Raw genomic sequence first — 4,625 nt, forward strand, 5'->3', positions numbered from 1 at the left:
TTCGTCCAGTCGCCCGTGCGGATGCGCACCACACGCTCCACGGCGGTGACGAAAGATCTTGCCGTCGCCGATCTTGCCCGTGCGCGCCACGTTGACGATGGCATCCACGCAGCGGTCCACGTCGTCGGTCTTCACGACCACTTCCACCTTCACCTTGGGGCAAAAAAATCCAACCACGTATTCGGCGCCGCGGTACAGCTCCGTGTGGCCCTTCTGGCGGCCGAAGCCCTTGACCTCGGTCACCGTAATCCCTTGGACCCCGATGTCCGACAGGGCTTCGCGCACCTCGTCGAGCTTGAAGGGTTTGATGATGGCTGTCACCATTTTCATGTTGCTTTTCTCCATTGGAGGCACCCCTCGGCGCCCGTTGTCTTACAGGGTTTTCGTGAGCGCAACGATCAGGCGCGACTTGTTGACCGGGCCGAAGAAGGCCTTCTTGTTGGCGCCCACCACGGCGGCCGACAGGGACAGGCCCGAACCGAAGTCGTAGGCACCGCCCACGCTGTAGTCCATGTAGTTGGGCACGCCCAGGTCCTTGATGTCGCTGGCGAAGCGCGTGAAGCCGACCGATGCCTTCAGCGTCGTCTTGGGGGCCACTTCCTGCGCATAGGCCAGGTTCAGGTAGCCGGTGTTGCGGCCCTTGTTGCTGGTCGTCTTGGCGGAGGCCCAGCCGAAGTAGTCCTTGGAGATGGTGTGCGAGTACTTCGCCGTCAGCGGGCCGTAGGTGGCCGCGCCGTAGAGTTCGGTGGTGTTGCCGACGGAATTGCCGGGGTACGCATAGGTCAGCGCGCCCAGGTCCAGGTCCACGTCGCCGGCCTTGAATTTGTAGCCGCCGTAGAAATCCATCTCGATGGAATTGCCCGGCAGCCAGTCCACGCTGGAGTTCCAGTTGCCCAGATACCAGCCGCTGTCGCCGAAGCTGTAGTCGAAGCCGCCCTGGATGGCGGGCTTGACGGCCTTGACCCGGCTGGCGTCCTGGTCCTGGCCACGGAACTTGTAGTTGGTGGTCAGGCTGACGTTGCCCGTCAGTTGTGCGCTGGCCAGCAGAGGCAGGGCGGCAACGAGGGCGACGCTCAAGGACTTCATGGATACACGGGACATGGTTCCTCCGGGGGTGGCTGATTAGGGATGTCCACGCTCCAAGCATGGACCGTGCCATCTCCCTCGCACGGTGCCATCCGGGCCTGGGCGCCGGCCTGGCAGCTATGCCGAAAGTGGTTACATGCTATGCGCCCGCGTTACTTTTTGCACCATTGCAGTGCCACCAAGGCCATGATTCGCCGCGATCGTCCGTCCATGCACCGCCATGGGGACAGGGCGGCGGGACACACTGCGTTGGTGCATCCCGCCGCCCGGCCGGGCCGACCGCGCTGTTTTTGGAGGAAGCGCTCCCGCCGTCAGCGCGCCGAACGGGCCTTGAGCCACTGCGCCGGGGGCTCGTCCGAAGGGACGGGGGGCCCCGCCTGCGGCATGGATCGCAATTCGACCTGAATGCCGCGCTCCTGCGCATGGGCCATGAAATCGTCCAGCGCCTCGCGGATGTCGCGGTCCATGAAGCCGCAGTTGCAGCCGTCGATGACCAGCGAATGCCCCGGCTCCACCCGGTTCAGGTGGTTGCGCAGCGTGGCCTTGCTGAAGAACGACACATCCTTGCTGAGCCGGATCAGGTGGACGTTGCCCTCGGAGATCATCGTCAGCGCGCCGCGCGTGTTCGCCTGGATCAGGAAGAGCATGCTGCAGGCCAGCCCGATGAGGATGCCGATGAGCAGGTCGGTTGCCAGGATCGCGCCCACCGTCACCGCGAACGGCACGAACGCCGACCAGCCTTCGCGCCAGACCGCCGCGATCATGGCCGGCTTGGCCAGCTTGAACCCGGTGTGCAGCAGCACGGCGGCCAGCGCGGCCAGCGGCACCCACTGCAGGAACTCCGACAGGAACAGCACGCTCGCCAGCAGCAGCACGCCATGGAACACCGCCGACAGCCGGGTGCGCGCACCGGACTGGATGTTGGCCGAGGTGCGCACGATCACCGCCGTGATCGGCAGCCCCCCCAGCAGGCCGGCCAGCAGGTTGCCCACCCCTTGCGCCTGCAGCTCCCGGTTGGGCGGCGCCACGCGCTTGAGCGGATCGAGCCGGTCGGCCGCCTCCAGGCTCAGCAGGGTTTCCAGGCTGGCCACGACGGCGAGGGTGAAGGCGATGGTGTAGACCTCCGGCCGCGCCAGCGCCGACCAGTCGGGCGAGGCGAGCTGAGACCACAGCGCGGCCAGGCCGTCGCCTTCGGGCAGGGCCACGCGCTGGTGGTCGGGCAGCGCCACGGACGGCTCGGTGGCCATGGCCACGGCCTGGTACCCGATGCCCCAGAGCACCGCCAGCAGCGGCCCGGGCAGCCGGCCGATCAGCGGCAGGCGCTTGGCCCAAGGGGAGTCCCAGGCGAACAGGATGGCCAGCGCACCGGCGGCGATGATCACCGCACTGCCGGTGACGGCGCCGACCAGCCGGCCCAGGTCATCGAAGCCGTCGATCGTGCGGGGCACCAGGCGCATGGCCTGCTCGCCCGACACGAAGCCAAACGCCACCGGAAGCTGCTTGAGGATGAGGATCAGCCCGATGGCGGCCAGCATCCCCTTGATGACGGGCGAGGGAAAGCAGGCGCCCAGATCGCCGGCCTGCAGGCGGCCGAACAGCCACTGCAGCGCGCCCGCCACCATCACGGCCACGAGGAACGCCTCGAAGCTCCCCAGCTTGGCGATCGCGTCAACGACGATCACGACCAGGCCGGCCGCCGGCCCGCTCACGCTGAGCTGGGAGCCCGACAGCCAGGCCACGACCAGCCCGCCCACGATGCCGGAGACAAGCCCCGCCATCAGCGGCACGCCGCTGGCCAATGCGATGCCCAGGCACAAGGGCAAGGCCACGAGGAAGACGACGACGCCCGCCGGCACGTCGCTGCGCCAGTGGGCCAGAAGACCGGCGGCCGACGCGCCGTCCGGGTTGCGAAGGGTGGTTTGCATGGTGCGCACTCCTTCGGGTCAGGCCGCCGCGGCCAGCTGGATGCTGCTGGCATCGAGGTCCAGCACCTGGCGCAGGCGCCCGTCCCGCAAGGCGTAGACCCAGCCCAGCAGCTGCAGGGACTGCCCCCGCTGCCAGGCGCGCTGCACCTGGGGCGTGGCCGCCAGCGTGTGCACCTGATCGGCCACGTTCAGCTCCACGAAGCGGCCCACCCGGGCAGCGACTTCATCGGCATCGTCCGGGTCGGGGACGGTCTGGCCGTCGATCTCGCCCGCACGGCGGCGGTACAGGGCCCGCAGCGGGCGAAGGTGCTCGGCCAGGTAGTCTCCGCGCGCCGGCACCGCGCTTTCGGCCGGCATCAGGGCGGCCCGGACGCCGCCGCACCCTTCATGGCCGCAGACGATCACGTACCGCACCTGGAGCACGTCGAGGGCGTATTGCAGCGCGCTCATGATGTTGGGATCGTCCGGACGGACCAGGTTCGCCACGCTGCGGTGCACGAACAGCTCGCCCGGCAGGGCATTGGTGATGCTCTCGGCGGGCACGCGGCTGTCGGCGCACCCGATCCAGAAGACGCGCGGCTGCTGGCCGGCCACCAGGTTTTCGAAAAATGCCGGGTCGCGTGACGTCATTTCGTCAGCCCAGGCACGGTTTTGAAGCATGAGTCGCGTGGTCAGGTCCATGGAAACCTCCGTGTTGTTGATTCGATGTTGCAGTGCAGCACGGTATTAGGCTAGATCAAAAACCACTGCCATTTTTAATATGGGGTTTTTATGTTTCATTTGCTTGCGTGTGATTCGATCAATGGCCTCCACGCCACGCTGGTTTTCCACACAACATAAGGAAATTTTATTTAACACATCGATTGAAAATAATATTCGCAGCGAATAAAGTACGGAGTTGTACATTATTAAACCGCTGTTTATCTTTTCGGGTCCGACCTTTTCATGTAATTAATCTCCGGCTTTGCCGGTCCTGATTAACCCCGGCAAACAAAGGCATTCAAAACAGGACCGCAACGGCGCGCGCGGCGGCCGACCGATGGCGCGATCCCGCGCCCCGGCGCGGCCAGCCTGGGCGCCCTCTGCACTGGTTCTCAACCGCTGCCGTGCCGGGAGGGCCGCGATTGCCGATATCCTCGCCCTTCGAAATTCAGGCGCTGGCGAACAGCCGGCTTTCCAACGAGGGAGAAAATCAACCATGGGTCTTGCTTTGGTGCAGAGCCGGGCATTGCTGGGACTGCAGGCCCCGTGCGTGACGGTCGAAGTGCATCTGGCCAACGGATTGCCCAGCTTCACGCTGGTCGGTCTGGCGGATGTGGAAGTGAAGGAGGCGCGGGAACGCGTGCGCTCGGCACTGCAGAATGCCGGGCTGGAGTTTCCGCACAACCAGAAAATCACGGTCAATCTCGCTCCGGCCGATCTGCCCAAAGACTCCGGCCGATTCGATCTGCCGATTGCGCTTGGGATTCTGGCGGCCAGCGGGCAGATCGACAGCGCGCGCCTGGCGGGCCACGAGTTCGCGGGAGAACTGTCGCTGTCCGGCGAGTTGCGCCCCGTGCGCGGCGCGCTCGCCACCAGTCTGGCCCTGCGCTCGGCCGGCGTGGCCGTGCGCAT

At 66.2% G+C, this 4,625-nt stretch carries 4 protein-coding genes and 1 pseudogene; 1 reads left to right on the plus strand and 4 read right to left on the minus strand.

Features of this window, described 5'->3' with window-relative positions; genetic code table 11:
- The 4 genes and pseudogenes from AC27KI_RS19070 to AC27KI_RS19085 form a co-directional block, all read right to left on the minus strand.
- A pseudogene (locus AC27KI_RS19070) lies at positions 1–330 on the minus strand (P-II family nitrogen regulator); the annotation flags it as partial.
- A 42-nt stretch (positions 331–372) separates the two neighbouring features.
- Positions 373–1,101 carry a TorF family putative porin gene (locus AC27KI_RS19075; RefSeq protein WP_272565959.1) on the minus strand — a complete coding sequence of 243 codons (729 nt, stop codon included), beginning with the start codon at positions 1,099–1,101 and terminating at the stop codon, positions 373–375.
- 296 nt (positions 1,102–1,397) lie between these two features.
- Positions 1,398–3,011 (minus strand): SulP family inorganic anion transporter, encoded by a 1,614-nt coding sequence (locus tag AC27KI_RS19080; RefSeq protein WP_317357317.1) that lies wholly within the window; start codon positions 3,009–3,011, stop codon positions 1,398–1,400.
- A gap of 18 nt (positions 3,012–3,029) precedes the next feature.
- Positions 3,030–3,692, minus strand: a complete 663-nt coding sequence (locus AC27KI_RS19085) for a carbonic anhydrase (RefSeq protein ID WP_284405745.1) — start codon at positions 3,690–3,692, stop codon at positions 3,030–3,032.
- 517 nt (positions 3,693–4,209) lie between these two features.
- On the opposite strand from AC27KI_RS19085, the gene AC27KI_RS19090 reads away from it, so the two are divergent.
- The coding region (locus tag AC27KI_RS19090) for a magnesium chelatase domain-containing protein (protein ID WP_487090444.1) at positions 4,210–4,625 on the plus strand (416 nt) is incomplete at its 3' end.

The organism is Acidovorax sp. KPB24-03 (assembly GCF_057546605.1).